We start from the raw sequence: 17,744 nt of genomic DNA, 5'->3' as shown, positions 1-17,744 counted from the left end.
CAGTCTATATGTTGTACGATGTACTAGTTGCTTCTGAACCTACTAGATAAAGACCTCATAATTTGAAGCCGAATATATCATATGGAGGAAGATTTGTGAAAAGGCTATTTAACGAAAAAGCGCTGTTGGTGCAAATTGGGATTAAGAGAAAAGTTATGTATAAACGAGCGAAAATTTTCGGGTATACACATCCCCTTGTTGTCGAATGTAGTCAAGAATTGGATGTGTTGATCAATAGATATCAAGAAAAAGTATCGTAATGCAGAGGTAATTTGTCTAGTCATTACTACAAATTTAGCTCATCAGTTTAAATAAAAGGACGATCAAACTCCGAATATTGGGGATTGATCGTCCTTTTATTGTTTAAAATATTATCAAACTATTACTGGAATAATTATGCGGTTTAATGAATTATTATTGGTTTTGTGTAAAAATCTATTATTTCTTAATTGTAAGCGCTTTAAATACCCGAATATTATAAATTCTATTGACTAACATTTACAAACAGTGTATTGTTACGAATAATTATCGTGCAGATATGTGTCATAAGAGAAAGCGGTAATGAAAAAAAGGGGGAAAACAAATGAAGACAAGTTGGATAAAGTATGCATTGGCACTCTTTAGTGTGGTATTCGTCCTTGCAGCATGTGGTAGTGGAGAATCAGGTAACACTTCTAAGACATCAACAGACAACAAAGAGCCAGGAACTAATGAAGAAACAAAAAAATATAAAATTGGCGTGACTCAAATTGTGGAGCATCCCTCTTTGAACGCTGCCTTTGATGGTTTTAAAAAGGCAATTGAAGATGCGGGACTCGAGGTAGAATATGATATTCAAAATGCACAGAATGATAACAGTGCTAACACAACGATTGCAAATAACCTTGTCAGTACAGGGGTTGACTTGATTTTTGCTAACTCGACACCTAGTGCACAAGCTGTCGCAAGTGCAACGCAAGAAATTCCGATTGTCTTTACATCCGTTACAGATGCTGTAAGTGCTGAACTTGTAGCTTCCAATGAAAGTCCGGGTGGAAATGTGACGGGCACAATTGACAATCATCCTGATGCGATTCCTAATACAATGAAGTTCCTACAAGAAGAAGTTGGCGCGAAAAATGTGGGAATGGTATTCAATGCTGGTGAGCAGAACTCCCGTTCACAAGTAGACGGGGTTAAGGAACTGTTAAAAGATATGGATATGAAAGTAGTGGAGGCGCCTGTAGCGACCTCTGCCGATGTGAAACAGGCGACAGAATCTTTGATTGGCAGAGTGGATGCGTTCTATATCATTACGGATAATACAGTTGTATCCGCACTTGAATCTGTTATATCTGTTGCGAATGATAATCAGCTCCCTCTGATGGTCGGTGAATTCGACTCAGTTAAACGTGGTGGCTTGGCAGCATATGGCTTTGAATATTACGACATTGGCTATGAAGCAGGTGAAATGGCTGTTAAGATTTTGACAGGTGAAAGCACACCTGCAGATTCACCGGTTCAGATTCCACAAAACTTAAAACTGATCATGAACAAAGATACAGCAGCTACTATCGGTCTTGATATTAAGGACGAATGGAAAGCTGAATTCAGCGAATAAATTAGGAGATGATTCTGTATGTTTAGTGCTATTTTTGGCTCTGTAGAGCAAGGGATCATCTATGCAATTATGGCACTCGGCGTGTATATCACATTCCGTGTGCTGGATTTTCCTGATCTAACGGTTGATGGAAGTTTTGTAACGGGGGCAGCTGTTGCAGCCACAATGATTGTCTTTGGCTATCATCCGCTATTCGCAACTGCAGTAGCCATTATCATTGGATTTATTGCGGGTTGTATTACGGGTCTTTTACATACGAAAGGAAAGATTAATCCCTTACTTGCCGGTATCTTGATGATGATTGCATTGTACTCTATCAATTTAAGAATTATGGGCATGACGTCTGAAAGTTCTGTAGGACGCCCAAATATTCCATTGTTAAACGCGGAGACGTTGTTTAGTAAATTCTATGCGTTTTGGAGTACGCTTGGTATTGATGAGACGATCAATCAATTCTTCAGCATGCTAGGTGTTAAGTACTTGCCTTCTACATGGGGAACGTTATTTTTAATGATTATAGCTACATTACTCATTAAAGTCGTTGTAGATTGGTTTTTACAAACAGAAATCGGGCTTGCAATACGAGCAACTGGCGACAATAAGAAAATGATCCGCAGCTTTTCTGCGAACACAGATACACTTGTGATCCTAGGGTTAGGCCTTTCTAATGCGTTAGTCGCTTTCTCAGGCGCATTAATTGCCCAGTATTCAAAGTTTTCCGATATCGGCATGGGGATCGGCATGATTATTATTGGATTGGCTTCCGTTATTATCGGCGAGGCAATCTTTGGTACAAAAACAATTATGCGAACAACGCTTGCAGTTATTGCGGGCGCTATTATTTATAGAATCGTGCTAGGTCTAGCACTCCGAGTAGATTTTCTCGATACAGGAGATATGAAGTTAATCACTGCTGTTATCGTTATTGCAGCACTTATTTTACCGCAATACATTGATAAAAGACGAGAACTTAAAAGAAAAGCAAAGCGTCATACTGAACGATTAACATTCTCTGATCATAAGCTGGAAAAGGGAGGGAATGCAGTTGCTGAAACTCCAATAGATTAATAAGATCTTTAATGAAGCAACTCCCGATGAAAAAATTGCGCTTGATCAAATCAATTTGCATTTGAAAAAAGGTGATTTTGTTACCGTTATCGGCAGTAATGGTGCAGGGAAATCAACAATGATGAATATGATTTCAGGAGCACTTACGCCAGATTTTGGTGACATTGAAATCGACGGTGAAAATGTCGTAAGGCTTCCTGAATATAAACGTTCTGTCATGATTGGCAGGGTGTTTCAAGATCCGATGGCCGGAACTGCCCCTTCTATGACAATCGAAGAAAACCTGGCAATGGCATATTCGCGGAACAAACAACGAAGACTACGAAAAGGAGTTCACAAGAAACGCCGTGAATTATTCCGTGAAGCACTCGAAACACTGCATTTAAATCTGGAAGATCGGCTGAATGCAAAAGTAGGTATGCTTTCGGGTGGAGAGCGCCAAGCACTATCTCTCCTCATGGCTACCTTTACACAGCCCTCTATTTTGCTTCTTGATGAACATACGGCCGCGCTAGATCCGTCAAGAGCGGAGTTAATCACAAATTTGACGAAACAGCTTGTCGAAAAAGATCAATTGACAACGTTGATGGTCACGCATAATATGCAACAAGCGATGGATTTAGGAAATAGGCTTATTATGATGGATAAAGGACAAATCATCTTGGAAGTTGAAGCTGAGGAAAAGAAACAATTGACAATCGAAAAGCTAATGGCAGAATTCCAGCGTATACGCGGGGAAAAATTAACGAGTGACGCGGCGCTGTTATCTGTTTAAAATGTATAGGGATGAAAACACTACAACCAAGTTGTAGTGTTTTTTTGAAAGTAACGGGTAAATTCCCCGAAACCTAGCTAATTTTTCAAGCTTTAGTGCAAGAACTGGTATGATTAGGGGAAACTCAATATGAAAAAGGTGTATATAATGAAGAAATTTATCATCATCGGTGCGGGCGTTTTGGGCGCATCGACAGCTTATCATCTAGCAAAATCGGGCGCTGAAGTGACAGTTGTAGACCGGCATGACGCGGGACAAGCGACAGATGCCGCTGCGGGTATTATCTGTCCATGGCTCTCTCAACGCAGAAATAAAGCATGGTACGCTCTTGCAAAAGGCGGGGCGGCCTATTATACATCACTCATTCAGCAACTTGAGGAAGATGGTGAAACTGAAACTGGGTATCGGCGGGTTGGCGCCATCAGTTTGCATACAGATGCTGCTAAACTCGAAAAAATGGAGCAGCGAGCACTGAAAAGACGAGATGATGCCCCTGAAATCGGTGATATCCGCCAGTTGAATATATGTGAAACGTCGGAGTTATTTCCGCCGCTTTCACAGGAATATGATTCTATTCAAATTAGCGGAGCTGCTCGTGTGAATGGACGTGCCTTACGTGAAGCTTTAGTCGGCGCAGCTAAAAAACATGGCGCCGTATTTATTTCCGGGTCTGCGACACTTATTTCTACTGATGACATTGTTACAGGTGTTCAAGTAGAGGATAGGCAAATTTTCGCAGATAAGGTTATTATCACGGCAGGTGCGTGGGCAGCTGAATTAGTAGAGCCGTTGGGAATTCACTTACAAATAAGCTCCCAAAAAGCACAAATCATCCATCTGCAGCTTGAAAATGTTCAAACTGCTGAATGGCCGGTAGTCATGCCCCCAACTGATCAATACATTCTTGCATTCGACGACGGCAAAGTAGTCATCGGAGCAACGCATGAAGATGATAAGCAATTCGATTTGCGTTTAACGGCAGGAGGCTTGCACGAAGTGTTGGACAAAGCACTAGCAGTCGCACCGGGATTAGCTGATGGCACGTTTACAGAAGCACGTGTTGGATACAGGCCATTCACGCCTGGTTTCCTTCCGATTATTGGAGAGGTACCCGGCATCAAAGGCCTTTTACTAGCAAACGGACTAGGTGCTTCGGGATTAACTGTTGGTCCCTTCCTAGGAAAACAACTATCTCAACTAGCACTGAACAAGCCAGTTGAGATAGACCTCGACCACTATAAAGTTGCAAGTGCAATTCGTATGGGGTGACAGTCACCACGACAAATTGGAAACTATTCTGACAACTGACAAACGTTAGCATAAAAATTCTCAAGCGGACTAATTTGCTTGGGAGTTTTTGCGTTAAGACTACTATTTCTTGTGGTTTGATACGAACGTTGAATGTGTATACAATAAAAAATAATTCAATACATAAAAAAAATAAAACAGGCCATGCTATTGGTACTGACAAATTGAAGGAGGATTTTCAATGACTAAAATGTTACGGGTGTTCGCCGCCTTTCTCATCATTTTATCTTTGATGGGATGTGGAGCGAAGAAAGATAATGAAGCAAAGAACGATGCTACAAATACAGACACGGAAACGAATGTAAATGATGGTGCCACCAACGATTCAACAAACGATGCCTCAAACAATTCTGCAACGGATACCAATGCTAATAACGAAGGGAATCACGAGCTGACGGTTGCTGATGATGTTGCTGATAAAATAGTGGAAATGGAAGAAGTGGAAAGTGCAAATGTTATCGTAACTGATGAAAACGCATATGTAGCAGTCGTGCTAAAAGAAGGCAAGGATGACTCAGAAGAAATCGAGAACAAGATTGCGGATCAAGCTAGGACGGCAAATACAGATTTTAAGAATGTTTATGTATCGATGAATCCTGACTTTGTGAAACAAATAAATGATTATGGAAATAAAATTAAAGCGGACGAACCGGTGGAAGGATTCTTTGAAGAATTTTCCGATGCAATGAAGAGAGTATTTCCCGACGCACATTAAGCTATCCCTTTCTATTGTCTATTTAACAAAAGGCTCATTATTCTTCCAATGAATGATGAGTTTTTTCACGTCTATTGATTAACCATTTATTTGCATAAATTACTGTTGAGTAGGGCTTGGGAAAATTCATTTTCACTGGATCATTTCCAGTTCGCTTTCGACGAAATAATCACGACACATTTATCGAGAGCCACACTTTTTTCGGTAATCCTGTTGTGAATAGTTTCCTGTCACATCCCTACATATCCAGACATCTCGGTAATCGTATATAAGTCATTCTATCCGAAGCAATCCAAAGTCAACTATACACGTAGTGCCCAGTAGGGGATTATGTTATTCACTGGTCAGTATTGATTAATCAACAGGTGTGGGGTTTTTTCGATGAATAAACTATGTTCGAATTTGCACTCCAGATTCCCATTAATGGACAGTTAAACCTGTATATTTCTCGCATTGTACTTATAAAAAAGGATTAACGAGCAAGAAAAAGGGGAATAGAAATAAAATCGAGTATTTTTGTGAATTATACAAGGAGAGAACTATATGAAATGGAAAAGAGTTAGCATAATAGTAATTAGCGCTTTATTCATACTGGTTGGATGTTCATCAAGCGCGGATCAAGTTGTAAAGACACCAGATATTCCCGAAAAGGATACACCCGAATCAATTTCATAATGCGTGTTTTTAAAAAATCATTGAGAAACAGAATTTTGGATGATTTCTTAAAAAAACCAATGAAATACTTACAGCGCAATTAGACTACGAAGATTTGTTGTTTGAGTCGATCAGTTGCTAATTTAGATGCATTGTATGCGATATGAATTATATCAAAATGAACTTTGGCTTTCTTTCCTGAGCAGTGGTAAATCTGGTTTAATAGAAAATACCCTTTCAAATATGCGTTTACACGTTCTACGGAACTTCGTTCCTTATAGATTTTTTTCCATCTCATCGAGCCTCTAGCAGGAGCTGTATAGCGTCTTAGATCTTTTGTAACCTTCATTTTGAATACTTTTTGGCACAAACTATCTTTAGCTAATGGACAGTCATCACATTCGTGCGGCCGTGTATATTTTAGTTGTTCTTGCTTTGCATCATAGCTATCATATCGATAAGAGTGTTCGCGCACACATGTGGGAGCGAAATGTTCATCAAACCCCACTGGTTCGGGTTCGTTCTTTTTATTATAGGCAATAACTGAGTGAGCTCCAATGCGATAAACTTGTTTATAAATCGGATGATAGTCATATCCAGCGTCCATTGTGGCATATTTGATTTTCAGCGAGGAAAAACGTTCCTTAATACCTTTTAGTAAGGGAATAGCGACTTTTCCATCGTTCAAATTTCCTGAAGAAAATAAGGATTGAAGAATGTACTGGCTTTCTGTTCCTACGGCGAGATGACATTTGAACCCGAACCAAAACAGATTTTTTCCTTCACTATTCTTTTTCACCCCCCATCTAGGTTGAGTGGGTATAGAAGAACGAAGTTCTGAAAGCGGGACGTCTAGTTGATCAGCAATCTTCTTTTCATACAATGGAAGATTGGCTTCTTTCTCAGCCTCTTCCAAAAGCCATTGTTCACGTTCTTCTTTCTTTTTACGGCCTCGTTTTTTTGGTTCTTTTGCTACTACTTCTTTCTTGAACGGTGCACGATCACGGGCTTCAACATGGGTTGCGTCAATCGCAATTGTTTCATCAGAAATGAATCCTTCCGACATAGCCAATAGAAGAAGTCGTTCCTGGACAATTTCCAGGGCATCAGATTCACTAATTAAAGCGATCATGCGTGAATAAGAAGCTTCCGATGGAACCTCATCCGAAACAAGAAAACCGCAGTCAATTTTGAATCGCAAATCATTATCGAGTCGTTTCACCAAGTCCTTTATAAATGGAATACGCTCAGTGACACGGATGATCAAAGAGAAGATCATAGCCGAATAATTTAGGGTTTGTGGTGGTCCAAAGCGAGATTTCTTCATCGCCACATCAAGAATGGGATGGATGTCGATACCTGATAAAACAGAATGAAAACGCTGGGTAGGTTCCAAATCAAATAAAACTTGCATGTCAAACAGTGATTGTTGTCGTATAATGGACAAAGGGAGTCCTCCTTCTTGTCTGAGAGTTTGTTTCGTCACTTACTCATTTCGACATTTGGGGAGGTACTCCTTTTTCTTTGTTTGGAAACCCTTGAGCCACAAGACCTCGGAATTATGAAATTGATTCACCCGAAAAACAAATAGAAAGCCCCGAAACTAATCCTGAGCAAACACATGAAGAAATCTTAGCGCAGGTAACATCTGCTATAGAAACTGATGTGAATTTGATGTTGCCAGAGGATGTTTTAGTAGGGGAAGGTTATCTGACGGCGACTACTGCATCGAGCAAAAATAATTACGAAGTAAATTTTTATGTCACAAATGTACCGATTCCTGTAAATGATTCTACCTTGCATGATGCACATCCTTATATGATTGTGAATGGGACAAGGTATGACTCAGCGACTAGTGCTAAAGCGAAAATTAATTACCAGCCCATCAATGAAGGCGCTAAAAAAGTGGATTTGGGAAATGACATCACGGGATACCAGGATGCCGGTGCAGGGAGTATCTTCCTTACATGGCATGAGGGACGTTGGTCATTTTCGATGCGTAACTTGAATAGCGAAGCAGGAAGTGCAAAAATGATCGATTTAGCAAAAGAGATTGTCGCAAAGCTGGAAAACCAATTATTACCGGCACCACAAAAATTCGGGGCTGGAATGTTTGATATGAATAGTGAGGGTGCAGCTGCGAATAGCTTTATATGGCAGGAAGAGGAGGTCGTTTACGAAGTATATACGGTAGATCCTTTGTTACTTGTCGATACAGTAACAGACCAGATGAAGTAAGAATAGCGCTGGAGTCTAGACACCGCTCCAAGTGAAAAACGTATACTTTCTTCTCTTTAAATAAATACTGCTTTGCCTGTGCTAAACACAATTTGATGTTGTGTTCAGTACAGGCATTTTTCGTATTGCAAATTTTTTTCCAAATTAAAGAGGTATTCCCATAACTATCGTGAATAAAATAGAATAACAAACGATAATTACGGGAGGAATAATTATGTTAAAACCTGCTGAAAAGATGCCGCTTGGATTCATTTTTATACCTGTGATGATGCTATTGCTATCGTTTACGATATTAACAAATTTTAATTTGATTGGCTATCATTATAATTTAGATGATAATGCATCTTTCATAACGATTGAAGAAGGTTTTTTCTACAAGGAAATATATGATGTGCAAATTAATGATGATAACACTATACAAATCTTACAAGAGGTAATGCTTCCTGTTAATTCAGCAGAGCGAATATGGCAATCCGATTTGATTATAATCTCGTTATTTATCGGATTATTTGCATACATATTTGAATCAGCTGCAAGACAAAGAAAAAATTTTAAATGGTTTGTACTAGTATATGTAATAAGTCTTATCGTCTTTATAGCATGGAATATTAGTGTGCACAGCGAGATATTGGAGAAAATAGGGGACTTCAATAAACGGGGGTTATAGACCCTTAACATAGCCGTTGGGAATTGTTTATTAATGAAAAAATGAAACCAATTTGAGTATGTACCGTATAGTAAGTCAAATCAAAAAACGGGGGGAATACATATGAATGGACAAGATGAATGGGAAACTAATCTGGACAAAGAGATGATCGCGCTGAAAGCCAAAGTGGATTATTTGGAAAATGAAATCAAGGAAATGGAATTTCTTGCGCCAAAACCATTTATCACCTCGGAACAAATCGGGCAGATCGGCAAATTTCTATTAGGAGCAATCGTTCTTATCGGAATTTTTTGGCGATGAATGAATCAATCAACTAGGTTAGCTGTAGCAGAAGTTTTGTTTTTTTAATGCAAAAAATTGAACGTATGTTCTTTTGTGATATAGTAGGAATGGAAAGTAAGTTCGCAGGGGTTAACCAAAGGAGTCAATCTATATGAAATTAGTATCATGGAATGTCAATGGATTAAGGGCATGTGTTAGTAAGGGTTTCTTAGAATACTTTGAAACGGTGGATGCAGATATCTTCTGTGTACAGGAGATAAAACTGCAAGAAGGTCAAATTGATTTACAGTTGGATGGTTATCATCAATATTGGAATTACGCACTAAAAAAAGGCTATTCAGGTACGGCTGTATTCACGAAAGAAAAACCATTGACTGTGAAATACGGTGTAGGGGATTTGGATGCTCAAGAAGAGGGACGGATTCTTACGCTTGAGTTCCCACAGTTTTATTTAGTGAACGTCTATACGCCAAACTCGCAGCGGGATTTGGCGCGATTGCCATTTCGTTTGGAATGGGAAAACGACATGCGTGACTACTTAAAGAAACTGAATGACATGAAACCGGTCATTTTATGTGGTGATTTAAATGTCGCACATCAGGAAATCGATGTACGAAACGTGAAATCGAACATAGGCAATTCGGGCTTTACCAGTGAAGAACGCGGCAAGATGACGGACCTGTTAGGGGAAGGATTCATCGATACATATCGGTATTTCAATCCAAATCTAGAAGGAGCATATACTTGGTGGTCATACATGAGTAAGGTTAGGGAGCGGAATATTGGGTGGCGGATTGATTATTTCATTGTCTCCAATCAGCTGGAGCCTCTATTGAAAGATGTCGCTATCCATTCACATATACTCGGCAGTGACCATTGTCCGATTGTTTTAGAAATTGATTTATAAATAAAAATGTGAGGGGAAATAAATTAAGGGGACTACCGACCAAAAAATAACGACGTTTCTAATGTTTGAAGGAAATGCACAAAATGCCATGAATTTTTACACATTCGTTTTTGATCAATCGGAAATTTTTAATGTAGTCCATCAAGAAAACGTCATGATCATGCACGCACATTTACGATAAAAGGACAGACGTTCATGTGCATCGGCAGTTCTATCAACCACGAATTTACATTTACTCCTTCCATTTCACGGTTTGTGGTATGTGACAGCGAAGCGGAAATTGATCGGCTTTTTGAACAGCTATCACAAGATGGACAAGTCCTCATGTCGCTTTCTGCAACGCTGGTCAGTGAAAAGTTTGGGTGGGTAGGAGATAAATTCGACGTCTCTTGGCATTTGAACTACCCCAAAAAAGTGATGTAAGTCAGTTAGAAAAACAAAAAAGGAGCTTGCTTAAGTAGATCTACTTAAGCAAGCTCCTTTTAAAAGAATAAGAAACTATCCGTTTTTCAATCTTGAGCAGTGTTTAGACTCCAGGCGCCTTGCGCTTTTCTTAACTATTAAAATCGTTTGCGATCGTTTAAAGGATCATCATTTAATTCATTCTGCTCAAACGGATTTGTATCTAATGTATCAATGACCTTTCCATCACGTTCATCTAGTACAGCATCCGTCCGGTCGATATCCGCTTCTTCACGACGTACGGTTTCGTTAACTGTTTCTGTATCATGAACTTCACGTTTGCCAACGACAATTTCTTCACTAACGACAGGACGTTTTGTCACTTCAACCCGCTCTTCCATGACAGGTATATGAATATTTTCACCATCATCAAACACTTCTCCGGCAGCAGTCTCTTCAGTTACGGCGCGTCGTTCAATGTACACTTCTTCACGTGTGACGGGCACTTCTACCGTTTGTGTCTCTTCCACAATATGCTTACTGACGTTCACTTCACCCGCCTGATAGCGTTCTTTGTCGACATTGAGCTTCTCTTCGTGCAATCGTAGATGTTCTTCCCGTTCTGCATCTGTGCCTAAGCCTTGGCTGTTCATTGCTAGATTGGGATTATCGTAGTCATCAACAACAAGATTTGAGCCGATGTTAGGATCTGTATAACCTGCTTGATAGTCCGTCCCTGGATTTCCATAGAGATCACCGTATTCCCGGTCCACATAGAGAAGAATTCCGCCAGCTTTGACTTCATTGAAATAGCGGTTGGATTCTTCTTCGGTGAATCCCATGTTAGTGAATGCGCCTTTGACGGGTTCATCTCCGCTAAGGAAAGCTATGAACTTGTCCATCCAGTTACCTTCAGGCGTCCGGAGATCCACATCAGTTTCCCCACGGACAATCGATAATGTATCCGCGTCATTCGTCACAATATAAATATCTTTTTCAGTATAACCTTGCGCTTTTAACTCATCAATCTTATTCAAGACTTGGGTTTCACTTTGGAATGTACCTACAAACTTTTTGTCAGCCATTTCAATTTGCCTCCTAAGATTTTTATAGTGTTGGTGCTAGTCAGTAAAATACCCCACTTTCAAATAATAAAACCCAATGGTTGTAAAGCAGGTTACTAAAACTATGGAAAACTGAGTAACTATCATGATAAGGAAGGCTGTATTTTCAGTTTGAGTATTAATAGAAAGTAAAATATATATTGATAGCAAGATGTTGTATAATTTAGTCAAATGCTGTTTTGGAAGTTCAGTAAATGATTTCAAAGAAAGGAGGACATGTTGGTGGTTGACTTACTTATCACCATGCTGGAAAGGGTAGGAACAATTATTGCCGTTGCATTTATTCTAACCAGATTTCGATTCTTTAAAAATATGGTTCAGCACGACAAGTTGGATAAAAAGCAGAAGCTTGCTGCCATAGTATTTTTCGGCTTTTTTGGTATTTTAGGAACGTATTTCGGCGTTGCTCTCAATACGGATACATTACAATTCAATAGTGTTTCGGCAGAATTAGTGGCTGACGAAGCGATTGCCAACTCTCGCGTAATTGGTGTAGTCATTGCAGGACTTTTGGGCGGATATCGAGTCGGGATTGGCGCAGGACTAATCGCTGGAATTCACCGTATGACGTTGGGGGGATTTACGGATATTGCTTGCGGTGTCTCAACAATTGTTGCTGGAATCGTTGCCAGTGCTTTCCACCGTAAAGGAAAAATTGTCAGACCAATTGTTGCATTTGGTATAGGCTCACTAGCGGAAGCGACGCAAATGGGTGTCATTCTACTAATCGCAAGGCCTTTTGAAAAAGCATTCACATTGGTCGAAATCATTGGTATACCGATGATTCTGGCCAACGGTGTCGGGACGGCTCTGTTTCTATTGATTGTCTACACTGTGGTTGGTGAAGAAGAAAAAGTGACTGCTCTTCAAGCACAGAAGACGTTACGCATTGCAGACCAGACGCTTGGCCATATGCGAAAAGGTATTAATACTACTACATCATTAGCTGTATGCAACATTCTCTACCGGGAATTGCAGCCAAGTGCTGTAGCCATGACCAGTAAAACGGATATACTCGCCCATGTTGGAATCGCGAGCGATCATCATCGAGTCAATCATCCTTTCCGAACGCACGAAACAAAAGCGGTTATTCAAAACGGCGGTTTGATAGTCGTTACTGATGGTACTATCCACTGTGATTATCCAGACTGTCCATTAGGGGCAGCGGTCATTGCACCACTTATACAGCGCGGTGAGACCATCGGAACGTTAAAATTGTATTATCCATCTGAAAAAGCAATTACCAATGTTAGTATTGAATTAATTTCCGGGCTAAGCTCTTTGTTAAGCAACCAACTGGAAATCGCACAAACTGATCGTGCATATCAGTTAGCGAAAGAAGCTGAAATAAAAGCATTACAGGCGCAAATGAGCCCTCATTTTTTATTCAATTCCATGAATATCATTATATCCTTAATTCGTACGAATCCTGATCAAGCCAGAAAACTATTGACGTCCCTTTCTTACTTTTTACGTCAAAATGTAACAGGGACTACGGCATCAAAAGTATCTTTAGAACAAGAACTCGCGCAAGTAAGAGCTTATTTAGAAATCATAGAGGCAAGGTTTGTAGATAAATTGACGATTCAGTATGTAGTAGATGATAACCTGCTTACCGAAATGATTCCGCCTTTCACACTGCAGCCAATCGTAGAGAATGCCATTCGTCATGGGATTAATGATATGGAAAAAGATAGTATTATCAAAATAACAGTGCACGATTTAGTTAAAGACTTTGAGATTAAAGTGGAAGATAACGGAAAAGGGATTCCACCAGAGCGGATACTTCTATTGGGACTGGATCAGATTGAATCAGAAACTGGAACAGGAATGGGGCTGTTCAATATCAATCGCCGAATGATGATGACATTTGGCGAACAGGCAGCATTATCGATCCACAGTGAAGTAAGTAATGGAACAGCAATTTCATTTCGCATTCCTAAAATGGAGGTGAACGCGTGATGCAGCCAATCCGGACATTAATTGTAGATGATGAACGTTATGCCCGAGAAGAGTTAATTTATTTGATGGGAAATTTCACCGGCATTCAAGTAGTGGGGGAGGCGGAGAACGGGGAATCGGCTATTTTGCAAGCATTGCAACTGCAACCAGAGGTGGTGTTTTTGGATGTGGAAATGCCTAAAATGAATGGCATGGAAGTAGCCAAGTCATTGATGGAATTCAAAAAAGTTCCCATAATTGTTTTTGCCACTGCTTATCCTCAATTTGCTGCAGAAGCATTTCGAATTAACGCGATCGATTATCTATTGAAACCGTATGATCAGGAACAGTTGAAGCAAACAATCGGCAGGATTGAGAGAGAAGTTTATCAATCTATACCGACAGAAACAGCAAGCACTCTAGGAAAGTTGGCTGTTGAGGCGGACGGAGAAATCGATTATATTCACCTAAAAGATATCTTGTATATGTATCGAGAAGAAAAGGCGACGAAAATTGTCACGAGTTCACGAGAATACGAAGTGAAGGTATCATTGAAAGAATTGGAAAGTCGGTTAGTTCCTTTCTTCTTTTTCCGAATACATAGGGGGTATCTCGTCAATTTAAATTACGTTACAAGATTGACTCCATGGTTTAATGGGGCCTATCAGCTTGAATTGGAAGGCCGAAAGGAGAAACTTTCTGTCAGCAGAAATTATGCAAAACAATTGCAGCATCGTCTTGAATTATGAATGGACCATCATTTAGCTTGTCCATATACATTTTAAGCTCCTATAGCGACTTGTTAATAGATGATTTCGACATGTTAAGGAAATACACACCTATATCAGAAAAATCCCTATAAACTAAATATATATGTTGAATTAAAGAATTCCATTGAATCTGCTGTGGCGCTCAATATTGAGAGAGTTGTAAGTCGGGGTGTGGATTGTAGAACGCTTGGCGCTTTCTGGATTTTCGCGGGAAGCATCCACAAAGCATAGAAGCGACAGTAGCAGGAATTCTGATTCGTTCTAAGCATTGGGACTTTTTCAGTGGCCTCCCAAAAGCCTTTGTAAAGAGCAGACGCTGCACTCATTTGTTCAACATATATATAGTATCGATTTAGTCATGAAGGAAGAAATTCTTCATACTATGTTCTTAAGGGAATAGATGAAAAGTCTGCTTTCGCCAATTGTTGAGTATTACAAGTGGGCGACTTACTTTTGGTCTAATTAAAGTGAAATAGGGGTGTAAATGTGATAACTTTTATCGTGTCAATCGTACTTTTAGTTGTAGGATACTTTACGTACGGCAAAGTCATCGAAAAAATATTCGGACCTGCTGAGTCTAGGAAAACGCCTGCTTATGAAAATAATGACGGTGTAGACTTCGTGCCGATGAATAAACATAAAAATGCGTTGATTCAGCTGTTGAATATAGCTGGAACAGGCCCGATTTTCGGACCGATTATGGGTGCATTATATGGACCCGTTGCATTTTTATGGATTGTTTTAGGTTCCATTTTCGCCGGAGCGGTGCATGATTATTTAACTGGTATGATCTCACTTAGAAATAAAGGAGCGCATATTCCGGAACTGGCTGGGAAATTCTTAGGCAAAGTCTCTAAACATATTGTAAATATTTTTGCATTATTGCTTTTGCTTTTAGTTGGGACCGTATTTGTTACGACACCGGCATCCTTATTAAGTATATTATTAAACGGCAAAGTAGCTTTATGGATCATCATCGCCGTTATTTTTGCTTATTATTTTTTATCTACAATTCTTCCGATTGATAAAATCATTGGTAGATTGTATCCGTATTTCGGCGCTGTTCTTTTGCTTGGAACGCTGGGTGTCGGGGGAGCGTTACTATTTTCGGATTATACGATTCCAGAATTAAGTCTTGAAAATATGCATCCGAATAATTTACCGATATTCCCGATATTATTCTTTACAATTACGTGTGGTGCATTATCCGGTTTCCATGCGACGCAATCACCGATTATCTCTAGAACGGTAGAAAAAGAGTCTCAAGGTCGTTACATATTTTATGGAATGATGATTGCGGAAGCTGTTATCGCAATGATTTGGGCAGCTGCATCGATGAGTATGTTTGATGGAATGACATTAAATGAATTTATTAATTCAGGTACTCCTTCAGCTGTCGTCAATGAAGTGTCAATGACATTATTAGGAGCTATTGGAGGAACGATCGCGGTATTAGGGGCTATTGTACTTCCGATTACATCGGGAGATACAGCATTCCGGGCGGCACGTACGATTATTGGAGACTATTTAAAGATCGATCAAAAAAAATTATTGAAACGTTTACTGATTGCTGTTCCTTTGTTTGCTATATCAGCTTTGTTAACACAAATTGACTTCAACATCTTGTGGAGATACTTTTCTTGGGCAAACCAAGCGACTGCGGCTATAGCATTATGGATCGCGACAATGTATCTATTGATTAAAGGCAAGAATTACTTTGTATCGCTAGTGCCAGCACTGTTTATCACCTATATGGTATTTGTCTATATTTTAAATCAGAAGATAGGATTTAATTTAGATCTCAATCTATCATTTGTCGTTGGGTTAGTTTTAACTGTTATTTTGACAGTGATGTTCTTTGTAAAAGCCAAGAAGAACAAAGCAGATAAGATTGAAACAGATATTGGTGTCGATTAAGAAAAGGATGACTTGAAAAAGGCTGTAAACCATATTGGTTTACAGCCTTTTCGTTATGTGACTATTTCCAAGCACCTATTCCGGAGTAACGAACGTGTTCTTTCCTGCTTTCATGCCGGATAGGAGGACGATTAAAGATGCGATGATGATGATTAGCATTGGCACCGTCCAGCCTGATGTGAAATCATGTAACAATCCGAATAGTACTGGTCCAATCGCTGCAAGCGAATAGCCGAAGGACTGTGCCATACCTGATAGATCTGCTGCTTCATGTGGTGTCCGTGTTCTTAATGAGAAGAACATCATGGAAAGTCCAAATGCTGCGCCGCCCGCAATTCCAATCAAGATCATCCAGAGTGGGACAAGTGCAGTAGTGCCCGTCATGATACCTCCATAGCCCAAGAGGTATAACAGTGCGACCCCCGCTACAATCCAGCGCTGATCTTTTACTTTGCTCGCTAGAATCGGAACAATGAACGTCATAGGAAGTTGTGAAAATTGCAAGAGAGAAACCATCCAGCCAGCACTATCGGCACTAATTCCTTGTGTTTTTAATACCTCAGGCATCCAGGCGGAAGTTGTATAAAATATCAAGGACTGGAACCCCATAAAGAAGGTAACATTCCATGCCAATGGGGAACGCCATAACGAGGGCGTTTTGGCTTTTTCCAATGGAACCTCCAAGGAACCTGGCGATTTTTTGTTTTTAAGTTGCGGAAGCCAGACGAGCAAAGCGATAAATGTTAGCAGTGCCCAGATGCCTAACGCCCCTTTCCATCCAAACTGAGTATTATGGGCAAGTGGTGCACTGACGCCAACCGCGATGGCTGCAGATAAATTCATAGCGACCGAATAAATTCCGGTAATGAGACCCATGTGCAGCGGGAAATTAAGTTTTATCAAACTTGGCAATAAAACATTACCAAATGCAATGGCAAGTCCAAGCAGGAAAGTCCCGATTAGCAAATTGGGTGTTGTACCCAGAGAACGAATTAGGATACCCGCAGTCAATAAAATTAGAGAAGCGAATAATGTCAGCTCCATACCAAAGCGGCGCGCGATTTTCGGTGCAAAAGGTGAAATAAGTGCAAACGCGAGCAGAGGAATAGTCGTTAAGAATCCAGCCAGCACATTTGAGATGGTTAAACTGTCCCGAATGGAAGAAACCAATGGTCCGACAGATGTTAAAGGCGATCGAAGTGTGGACGCAATGAAAATGACCCCGATTAGAAGAAACCAACTATTGCGTGTGAATTTCAATTTTTTACTTGTATATCCGGAATGTGGTTTGTTCAAAATAATGCCCCCAAAATCTGTATGTTTCCTCAAGAATAACATATTCATCTCGCCTAGTAACTTTGTTGAATTAATAGAAT

At 39.9% G+C, this 17,744-nt stretch carries 17 protein-coding genes and 1 pseudogene; 15 read left to right on the top strand and 3 right to left on the bottom strand.

The features are described from left to right. Positions 1-95 precede the first annotated feature (95 nt). The 7 genes from MKZ11_RS20320 (at position 96) to MKZ11_RS20290 (ending at position 6,141) form a co-directional block, all read left to right on the top strand. Positions 96-260: an aspartyl-phosphate phosphatase Spo0E family protein gene (locus tag MKZ11_RS20320; protein WP_340796170.1), complete on the top strand. Its 165-nt coding sequence runs from the start codon at positions 96-98 to the stop codon at positions 258-260. Positions 261-583: 323 nt separating this feature from the next. Continuing rightward, positions 584-1,600 (top strand): ABC transporter substrate-binding protein, encoded by a 1,017-nt coding sequence (locus MKZ11_RS20315; RefSeq protein WP_340796169.1) that lies wholly within the window; start codon positions 584-586, stop codon positions 1,598-1,600. Between the two features lie 18 nt (positions 1,601-1,618). After that, on the top strand, positions 1,619-2,668 hold the full coding sequence (locus MKZ11_RS20310; RefSeq protein WP_340796168.1) for an ABC transporter permease: 1,050 nt from the start codon (positions 1,619-1,621) through the stop codon (positions 2,666-2,668). Then, positions 2,664-3,443 (top strand): ABC transporter ATP-binding protein, encoded by a 780-nt coding sequence (locus MKZ11_RS20305; RefSeq protein WP_340797066.1) that lies wholly within the window; start codon positions 2,664-2,666, stop codon positions 3,441-3,443. Before MKZ11_RS20310 ends, MKZ11_RS20305 begins: the two co-directional genes overlap by 5 nt. A 147-nt stretch (positions 3,444-3,590) precedes the next feature. Beyond that, a complete protein-coding gene (locus MKZ11_RS20300; RefSeq protein ID WP_340797065.1) occupies positions 3,591-4,712 on the top strand; it encodes an NAD(P)/FAD-dependent oxidoreductase in 1,122 nt (373 codons plus the stop codon). Between the two features lie 220 nt (positions 4,713-4,932). Beyond that, on the top strand, positions 4,933-5,466 hold the full coding sequence (locus tag MKZ11_RS20295) for a YhcN/YlaJ family sporulation lipoprotein (protein WP_340796167.1): 534 nt from the start codon (positions 4,933-4,935) through the stop codon (positions 5,464-5,466). Between the two features lie 543 nt (positions 5,467-6,009). After that, positions 6,010-6,141 carry a hypothetical protein gene (locus MKZ11_RS20290; protein ID WP_340796166.1) on the top strand — a complete coding sequence of 44 codons (132 nt, stop codon included), beginning with the start codon at positions 6,010-6,012 and terminating at the stop codon, positions 6,139-6,141. Positions 6,142-6,220: 79 nt separating this feature from the next. On the opposite strand, the gene MKZ11_RS20285 is transcribed toward MKZ11_RS20290, so the two are convergent. After that, entirely contained in the window at positions 6,221-7,567 is a 1,347-nt protein-coding gene (locus MKZ11_RS20285) for an IS1182 family transposase (RefSeq protein WP_340796165.1), read from the bottom strand. A gap of 218 nt (positions 7,568-7,785) precedes the next feature. Here MKZ11_RS20285 and MKZ11_RS20280 point away from each other — a divergent pair, with 218 nt between their 5' ends. The 5 genes and pseudogenes from MKZ11_RS20280 to MKZ11_RS20260 all read left to right on the top strand — a co-directional run bounded on the left by MKZ11_RS20280 (position 7,786) and on the right by MKZ11_RS20260 (position 10,637). Continuing rightward, on the top strand, positions 7,786-8,358 hold the full coding sequence (locus MKZ11_RS20280; RefSeq protein ID WP_340796164.1) for a hypothetical protein: 573 nt from the start codon (positions 7,786-7,788) through the stop codon (positions 8,356-8,358). Positions 8,359-8,572: 214 nt separating this feature from the next. Beyond that, positions 8,573-9,025 carry a hypothetical protein gene (locus MKZ11_RS20275; RefSeq protein ID WP_340796163.1) on the top strand — a complete coding sequence of 151 codons (453 nt, stop codon included), beginning with the start codon at positions 8,573-8,575 and terminating at the stop codon, positions 9,023-9,025. Between the two features lie 102 nt (positions 9,026-9,127). Continuing rightward, positions 9,128-9,325 carry a hypothetical protein gene (locus MKZ11_RS20270; RefSeq protein WP_340796162.1) on the top strand — a complete coding sequence of 66 codons (198 nt, stop codon included), beginning with the start codon at positions 9,128-9,130 and terminating at the stop codon, positions 9,323-9,325. Positions 9,326-9,458: 133 nt separating this feature from the next. Continuing rightward, positions 9,459-10,214: an exodeoxyribonuclease III gene (locus MKZ11_RS20265; protein ID WP_340796161.1), complete on the top strand. Its 756-nt coding sequence runs from the start codon at positions 9,459-9,461 to the stop codon at positions 10,212-10,214. 61 nt (positions 10,215-10,275) lie between these two features. Further along, positions 10,276-10,637 (top strand): annotated as a pseudogene (locus tag MKZ11_RS20260) (VOC family protein). Between the two features lie 137 nt (positions 10,638-10,774). Here MKZ11_RS20260 and MKZ11_RS20255 read toward each other — a convergent pair. After that, entirely contained in the window at positions 10,775-11,701 is a 927-nt protein-coding gene (locus tag MKZ11_RS20255) for a YsnF/AvaK domain-containing protein (RefSeq protein ID WP_340796160.1), read from the bottom strand. 261 nt (positions 11,702-11,962) lie between these two features. Between MKZ11_RS20255 and MKZ11_RS20250 the strand changes: the two genes are divergently transcribed. The 3 genes from MKZ11_RS20250 (at position 11,963) to MKZ11_RS20240 (ending at position 16,368) form a co-directional block, all read left to right on the top strand. Then, positions 11,963-13,702, top strand: coding sequence for a sensor histidine kinase (locus MKZ11_RS20250; protein WP_340796159.1), 1,740 nt, complete (start codon positions 11,963-11,965; stop codon positions 13,700-13,702). Then, positions 13,699-14,430, top strand: a complete 732-nt coding sequence (locus tag MKZ11_RS20245) for a LytR/AlgR family response regulator transcription factor (protein WP_340796158.1) — start codon at positions 13,699-13,701, stop codon at positions 14,428-14,430. Before MKZ11_RS20250 ends, MKZ11_RS20245 begins: the two co-directional genes overlap by 4 nt. 507 nt (positions 14,431-14,937) lie before the next feature. Further along, positions 14,938-16,368 carry a carbon starvation CstA family protein gene (locus MKZ11_RS20240; protein WP_340796157.1) on the top strand — a complete coding sequence of 477 codons (1,431 nt, stop codon included), beginning with the start codon at positions 14,938-14,940 and terminating at the stop codon, positions 16,366-16,368. A 75-nt stretch (positions 16,369-16,443) separates the two neighbouring features. On the opposite strand, the gene MKZ11_RS20235 is transcribed toward MKZ11_RS20240, so the two are convergent. Beyond that, positions 16,444-17,664 carry a CynX/NimT family MFS transporter gene (locus MKZ11_RS20235; RefSeq protein ID WP_340796156.1) on the bottom strand — a complete coding sequence of 407 codons (1,221 nt, stop codon included), beginning with the start codon at positions 17,662-17,664 and terminating at the stop codon, positions 16,444-16,446. Positions 17,665-17,744: the final 80 nt, after the last annotated feature.

This window comes from Sporosarcina sp. FSL K6-1508, from assembly GCF_038007465.1.
In the GTDB taxonomy this organism is placed as follows: Bacteria; Bacillota; Bacilli; order Bacillales_A; family Planococcaceae; genus Sporosarcina; species Sporosarcina psychrophila_B.
The sequence above is the reverse complement of the archived record's forward strand: the minus strand, read 5'-3'. Positions and strand labels throughout refer to the sequence as shown.

What these genes read in the sequence shown, in the direction of transcription:
- MKZ11_RS20315 (WP_340796169.1), top strand. Translation starts at nt 584, where the DNA reads ATGAAGACAAGTTGGATAAAGTATGCATTGGCACTCTTTAGTGTGGTA.
- MKZ11_RS20310 (WP_340796168.1), top strand. Translation starts at nt 1,619, where the DNA reads ATGTTTAGTGCTATTTTTGGCTCTGTAGAGCAAGGGATCATCTATGCA.
- MKZ11_RS20265 (WP_340796161.1), top strand. Translation starts at nt 9,459, where the DNA reads ATGAAATTAGTATCATGGAATGTCAATGGATTAAGGGCATGTGTTAGT.
- MKZ11_RS20295 (WP_340796167.1), top strand. Translation starts at nt 4,933, where the DNA reads ATGACTAAAATGTTACGGGTGTTCGCCGCCTTTCTCATCATTTTATCT.
- MKZ11_RS20290 (WP_340796166.1), top strand. Translation starts at nt 6,010, where the DNA reads ATGAAATGGAAAAGAGTTAGCATAATAGTAATTAGCGCTTTATTCATA.
- MKZ11_RS20270 (WP_340796162.1), top strand. Translation starts at nt 9,128, where the DNA reads ATGAATGGACAAGATGAATGGGAAACTAATCTGGACAAAGAGATGATC.
- MKZ11_RS20255 (WP_340796160.1), bottom strand. Translation starts at nt 11,701, where the DNA reads ATGGCTGACAAAAAGTTTGTAGGTACATTCCAAAGTGAAACCCAAGTC.
- MKZ11_RS20275 (WP_340796163.1), top strand. Translation starts at nt 8,573, where the DNA reads ATGTTAAAACCTGCTGAAAAGATGCCGCTTGGATTCATTTTTATACCT.
- MKZ11_RS20300 (WP_340797065.1), top strand. Translation starts at nt 3,591, where the DNA reads ATGAAGAAATTTATCATCATCGGTGCGGGCGTTTTGGGCGCATCGACA.